The 4,467-nt window shown below is 55.7% G+C and carries 3 protein-coding genes and 1 pseudogene; all 4 read right to left on the bottom strand.

The window, feature by feature from the left end; all coding sequences use genetic code 11:
• Positions 1–139: 4Fe-4S binding protein (locus ACRDD5_RS11500; protein WP_023223136.1), on the bottom strand; the 139-nt coding region annotated here is incomplete at its 3' end.
• A gap of 10 nt (positions 140–149) precedes the next feature.
• Positions 150–2,594: a dimethylsulfoxide reductase subunit A gene (gene dmsA, locus ACRDD5_RS11495; RefSeq protein WP_438676820.1), complete on the bottom strand. Its 2,445-nt coding sequence runs from the start codon at positions 2,592–2,594 to the stop codon at positions 150–152.
• Between the two features lie 209 nt (positions 2,595–2,803).
• Entirely contained in the window at positions 2,804–4,096 is a 1,293-nt protein-coding gene (serS, locus tag ACRDD5_RS11490) for a serine--tRNA ligase (protein WP_271282071.1), read from the bottom strand.
• A gap of 93 nt (positions 4,097–4,189) precedes the next feature.
• Positions 4,190–4,467: pseudogene (locus ACRDD5_RS11485) on the bottom strand (recombination factor protein RarA); the annotation flags it as partial.

Raw genomic sequence — 4,467 nt, 5'->3', positions numbered from 1 at the left:
AGTCGCCGCCCGCGTACTCGTAGATGCGGCGGAAGCTGACGTCCGGAGTCAGGTCCTTGTAATCCTTGCACGCCAGCTCGCAGGTTTTACACCCGGTGCAGCGGCTGGAATCAATAAAAAATCCATACTGAGTGGTCATGGGCTACTCCTTACGCCTTTTCAACCTGAACCAGGTTACTGTGGGACGGGTTGCCTTTCGCCAGCGGCGACGGGCGTTGGGTGGTCAGCACGTTAATGCAGCCAGCCTGATCGACACGGCTGGCGTCCGGGTTGTACCAGGCCCCTTCGCCTAACGCGACAACGCCCGGCAGAATACGCGGCGTCACTTTGGCTTCAATATGCACTTCGCCGCGGCCATTAAAGATCCGCACCCGTTCGCCGTTTTTAATCCCGCGCTTTTGCGCATCCAGCGGATTGATCCAGATCTCCTGACGGCAGGCCGCCTGCAGTACGTCCACGTTGCCGTAGGTTGAGTGGGTACGCGCTTTATAGTGGAAACCGGTCATCTGCAGCGGATAATCGTTGCTCTGCGGATCGTCGTAGTTTTCAAAGCCAGGGCTATAAATCGGGAGCGGATCGATCACATCGTCCTTGTCCAGCTCCCAGCTAGCAGCAATTTGCGCCAGCTGCGCGGAGTAGATCTCGATTTTGCCGGATGGCGTGGTCAGCGGGTTAGCGACAGGATCGGCGCGGAACGCTTTATAGGCCACGTGATGCCCTTCAGGATCGCGTTGCTTGAACATGCCATGCTGACGAAACTCATCAAACGACAGCAGCTCAGGAATTGCGGTACGTGACTGCTCATACAGATGGCGCATCCACCCTTCCTGGGTGCGGCCTTCGGTGAACTGCTGCTCAACGCCCATCCGTTTTGCCAGCTCAGTGGTCATCTCATAGATGGTTTTGCATTCGAAACGGGGTTTGATCGCCTGGTCGGCAAAAATGACGTATGCCATGTTGCCGCAGGAGGCATCCAGCGCAAAGTCCATCTGTTCAGAGGCGGTGCAGTCCGGCAGCAGGATATCGGCATACTTCGCCGACGAGGTCATATGGCAATCCACCACCACAATCAGCTCGCATTTTTTGTCATCCTGCAGGATGTCATGGGTGCGGTTGATCTGAGAGTGCTGATTGATGAGACAGTTACCGGCGTAGTTCCAGATCATCTTGATCGGCACGTCGAGCTTGTCTTTACCGCGCACGCCGTCGCGGGTGGCGGTCATCTCCGGACCACGCTCAATAGCATCGGTCCACATAAACATGGAGATGCTGGTCTGAACCGGGTTTTCCAGCGTGGGCATGCGGACAAACGGCAGAGAATACGAGCCTTCGCGCGCGCCGCTGTTACCGCCGTTGATCCCCACATTACCGGTCAAAATCGCCAGCATGGAGATTGCGCGGGACACCAGTTCACCGTTGGCATGACGCTGCGGGCCCCATCCTTGTGAAATAAAGGCCGGTTTGGCTCCGGCAATTTCCCGCGCCAGCTGCACAATCCGCGCTTCGGGAATACCGGTGATCGCCGCCGCCCATGCGGGGGTTTTGGCGATACCGTCATTACCCTGACCGAGAATATAGGCTTTATAGTGGCCGTTCGCGGGCGCACCTTCCGGCAGCGTTTTTTCGTCGAAGCCGACGCAGTATTTATCGAGGAACGGCTGATCGACGAGATTCTCGCGGATCATCACCCATGCCAGCGCGGAGATCAGCGCTGCATCAGTACCGGGACGGATCGGGATCCACTCATCTTCACGCCCTGCTCCGGTGTCGGTATAGCGTGGGTCAATCACGATCATCCGGGCGTTGGATTTCTGCCGTGCCTGTTCAATGTAGTACGTTACCCCACCGCCACTCATGCGCGTTTCACCGGGGTTATTACCGAACAGGACGACTAGCTGGCTGTTTTCTATATCCGACGGGCTGTTACCATCCGCCCAGCCGCCGTAGGTATAGCTCAGGCCTGCAGCAATTTGCGCGGTGGAGTAGTCGCCGTAATGATTGAGGTAACCGCCGCAGCAGTTCATCAGACGGGCAATCAGTGTTTTACCGGGTGGCCATGAGCGGGTCATGGTCCCGCCCAGGGTCCCGGTACCGTAGTTCAGATAGACTGACTCATTGCCGTAATCTTTAATCAAACGCTGCATATTGCTGGCGATGGTATCAAAGGCCTCTTCCCAGCTGATACGCTCGAACTTGCCTTCGCCACGTTTGCCGACGCGCTTCATCGGGTATTTCAGGCGGTCAGGGTTGTAGACGCGACGACGCATTGAGCGTCCACGCAAACAGGCCCGAACCTGGTGTAATCCATCGTAGTTATCATCACCCGTGTTGTCCGTCTCGACATATTTGATTTCACCGTCGACAACGTGCATGCGTAGCGGGCAGCGACTGCCGCAGTTTACTGTGCAGGCGCTCCAGACCACTTTCTCATCAGGCTTTACCGCAGCCGGGGCTTCTGCAGCCGAGACCAGGCGTGAAAAAGGCAATGTTAATGCGCTACTGGCAACCGCCAGGCCGCCAATCGCAGTGGTTTTCATCAACCCACGACGACTCACCTCAGCAGCAAGCAACGCATCCGGCGTTTTCATTTTCATAGACTCTCACTTTGATTGCTCACAATGATAAAATTTGCGGCAATAACCGCTATATAGTTATTTATATAAAGGATGAATGTGTTAGCCGATGTTTATGCTAACCATCTGTGGGGAAGTATTACTACTTTGGAGGTAAGAGGTATTGCCTGATGTCAAAAGCGGGGCATAAAATAAGCGCCCGCAGGCGCTTTTTTGTTAAGGCAGATAGATTAGCCGATGAACTGTTGGCCTTTCATGTACGGGCGCAGCACTTCAGGAATTTCAATGCGACCGTCAGCCTGCTGGTAGTTTTCCAGCACGGCAACCAAGGTACGTCCTACAGCCAGACCCGAGCCGTTCAGGGTGTGAACCAGACGGGTTTTCTTATCAGACTTAGTACGGCAGCGCGCCTGCATACGGCGAGCCTGGAAATCTCCGACGTTAGAGCAGGAGGAGATTTCACGGTAGGTGCCCTGCGCCGGAACCCATACTTCCAGGTCGAAGGTTTTGCAGGCACCAAAGCCCATGTCACCGGTACACAGCGCCATACGGCGGTACGGCAGGCCCAACAGCTCCAGCACTTTTTCTGCATGACCGGTCATCTCTTCCAGCGCGGCCATGGACTCTTCCGGACGCACGATCTGTACCATTTCGACTTTGTCGAACTGGTGCATACGGATCAGACCACGGGTATCACGCCCGTAGGAACCCGCTTCAGAACGGAAGCACGGCGAGTGCGCGGTCAGTTTGATCGGCAGATCGTCTTCGTCGATGATCTCGTCGCGAACGAGGTTGGTCAGCGGCACTTCTGCGGTTGGGATCAGTGCATAATTGCTGCTGTCGGCTTCTTCATCCAGCGGACGGGTATGGAACAGATCGCCGGCAAACTTCGGCAGCTGGCCTGTGCCGTACAGCGTATCGTGGTTCACCAGATACGGGACGTAGGTTTCGCTGTAGCCGTGCTGTTCCGTGTGCAGATCCAGCATGAACTGGGCCAGCGCGCGGTGCAGGTGGGCGATCTGCCCTTTCATCACCACAAAGCGGGAACCGGTCAGCTTAACGGCAGCGGCAAAATCGAGGCCCGCGTGCATTTCACCGAGGGTGACATGGTCGCGCACGTCAAAATCGAATTCGCGAGGCGTGCCCCAGCGTTTCACTTCAACGTTGTCATTTTCGTCTTTGCCGACAGGGACGCTGTCGTCTGGGGTATTCGGGATAGCCAGCGCGATATTGCGAATTTCTGCGAGCAGCTCTTCCAGCTCAGCCTTCGCCTGATCCAGCTCTTCACCGAGTTTGTTCACTTCCAGACGCAATGGCTCAATGTCTTCCCCGCGCGCTTTCGCCTGGCCGATGGATTTCGATCGAGAGTTACGCTCTGCCTGCAAGTTTTCGGTTTGTACCTGCAAAACTTTACGACGCTCTTCGAGAGCGCCCAGCTTATCTACATCCAGCTTAAAGCCCCGGCGTGCCAGTTTTTCAGCGACTGCGTCTGGCTCGTTACGCAACAGATTGGGATCGAGCATGCTTATCCTGTGCTTATCGAATTAAAAAATAGGAGGAAATGACCGCAGCCTGCGATCATCAGATACGTTACCAACATTACCGCAACGATAGGCCTAACGGTAGCGTTTTATAGGGCTATTTTGATCCTGTCCGGCCAACCAGGCGAGCTTTTCGCCAATCTTGCCCTCAAGGCCCCTGTTTGTCGGATGATAATAACGCGTTTGTGCCATTTCCTGCGGAAAATAGGCTTCTCCGGCAGCATAGGCATTGGGTTCATCGTGCGCGTAGCGATACTCCTGACCGTACCCCATCTCTTTCATCAGTTTGGTCGGGGCATTGCGCAGGTGGACTGGCACGTCATAGTCAGGCCGCTCACGGGCGTCGGACATGG

Origin of the sequence: Silvania sp., from assembly GCF_051656365.1 — a bacterium.
Taxonomy (GTDB): domain Bacteria; phylum Pseudomonadota; class Gammaproteobacteria; order Enterobacterales; family Enterobacteriaceae; genus Enterobacter; species Enterobacter hatchlandensis.
Note: the sequence above shows the minus strand (reverse complement) of the source record. Positions and strands in the feature narration are given on the sequence as shown.

Coding starts and splice junctions, on each gene's coding strand:
- dmsA (WP_438676820.1), bottom strand. CDS start 2,594: ATGAAAATGAAAACGCCGGATGCGTTGCTTGCTGCTGAGGTGAGTCGT.
- serS (WP_271282071.1), bottom strand. CDS start 4,096: ATGCTCGATCCCAATCTGTTGCGTAACGAGCCAGACGCAGTCGCTGAA.